Here is a 1,014-nt window from a genome sequence, read left to right on the forward strand (position 1 = left end):
GGTGTCCCGCGTTCGAGTCGCGGATAGATCACCAATGGAGAGGTGTCCGAGTGGTTTAAGGAGCTGGTCTTGAAAACCAGTGACTTCGAAAGGGGCCGTGGGTTCGAATCCCACCCTCTCCGCCAAACTAAATAATAGGACTAAATTTGGAGAAGTACTCAAGTGGCTCAAGAGGATCCCCTGCTAAGGGATTAGGCTGGGTAACCGGTGCGAGGGTTCGAATCCCTCCTTCTCCGCCATTTAAAAAAACGAGGTGTAGCGCAGTTTGGTAGCGCACATGGTTTGGGACCATGGGGCCGGGGGTTCGAGTCCCTTCACCTCGACCAACCAGGACCTTTAGCTCAGTTGGTTAGAGCGCCCGGCTCATAACCGGTAGGTCTGGGGTTCGAGTCCCTGAAGGTCCATTATTCTTCATAGGGGTGTAGCTCAGTTGGTAGAGCGTCGGTCTCCAAAACCGTGCGCCGGGGGTTCGAGTCCCTCCACCCCTGCCAAATAAAAAGGACTTGAAAAAAAATGAGTTTTAGAGTAATATAAGATAGTAAATAATATTTCGAGGTGTAGCGCAGTTTGGTAGCGCACATGGTTTGGGACCATGGGGCCGGGGGTTCGAGTCCCTTCACCTCGACCAAGTAAGGGCCTATAGCTCAGGTGGTTAGAGCGCACGCCTGATAAGCGTGAGGTCGCTGGTTCGAGTCCAGCTAGGCCCACCATTTGCCCAGATAGCTCAGTCGGTAGAGCAGGGGACTGAAAATCCCCGTGTCGGTGGTTCGATTCCGCCTCTGGGCACCAGAAATACGGCGGTATAGCTTAGTTGGCTAGAGCGTTCGGTTCATACCCGAAAGGTCATAGGTTCGACTCCTATTACCGCTACCATCTAACTATATCAATAAAGAACTTTGAAAATTAAACAGTAGGTTAATTTATAAAACAAGAAACAAACCATAAAGCCAGATATTTAGATAACAATAGTATCTGAGCCTGATAAACTTTTATTTGAGAGTTTGATCCTGGCTC

9 tRNA genes are annotated in these 1,014 nt (G+C 49.7%); all 9 read left to right on the forward strand.

The annotated features are described in order from the left end of the window. The first annotated feature begins 36 nt into the window (after positions 1-36). The 9 genes from IC214_RS12530 to IC214_RS12570 all read left to right on the forward strand — a co-directional run bounded on the left by IC214_RS12530 (position 37) and on the right by IC214_RS12570 (position 873). Positions 37-125 (forward strand) — tRNA-Ser (locus IC214_RS12530). 23 nt (positions 126-148) lie between these two features. Beyond that, a tRNA-Ser gene (locus tag IC214_RS12535) sits at positions 149-239 on the forward strand. Positions 240-249: 10 nt separating this feature from the next. After that, positions 250-326, forward strand: a tRNA-Pro gene (locus IC214_RS12540). Between the two features lie 4 nt (positions 327-330). After that, a tRNA-Ile gene (locus tag IC214_RS12545) sits at positions 331-404 on the forward strand. Positions 405-415: 11 nt separating this feature from the next. After that, positions 416-491 (forward strand) — tRNA-Trp (locus tag IC214_RS12550). A 60-nt stretch (positions 492-551) separates the two neighbouring features. Then, a tRNA-Pro gene (locus IC214_RS12555) sits at positions 552-628 on the forward strand. Positions 629-633: 5 nt separating this feature from the next. Continuing rightward, a tRNA-Ile gene (locus IC214_RS12560) sits at positions 634-710 on the forward strand. A gap of 3 nt (positions 711-713) precedes the next feature. Then, positions 714-789: transfer RNA gene (locus tag IC214_RS12565), tRNA-Phe, on the forward strand. Positions 790-796: 7 nt separating this feature from the next. Further along, positions 797-873: transfer RNA gene (locus IC214_RS12570), tRNA-Met, on the forward strand. The last annotated feature ends 141 nt before the right edge of the window (positions 874-1,014 follow it).

It is taken from the genome of Clostridioides sp. ES-S-0190-01 (assembly GCF_020658275.1).
In the GTDB taxonomy this organism is placed as follows: Bacteria; Bacillota; Clostridia; order Peptostreptococcales; family Peptostreptococcaceae; genus Clostridioides.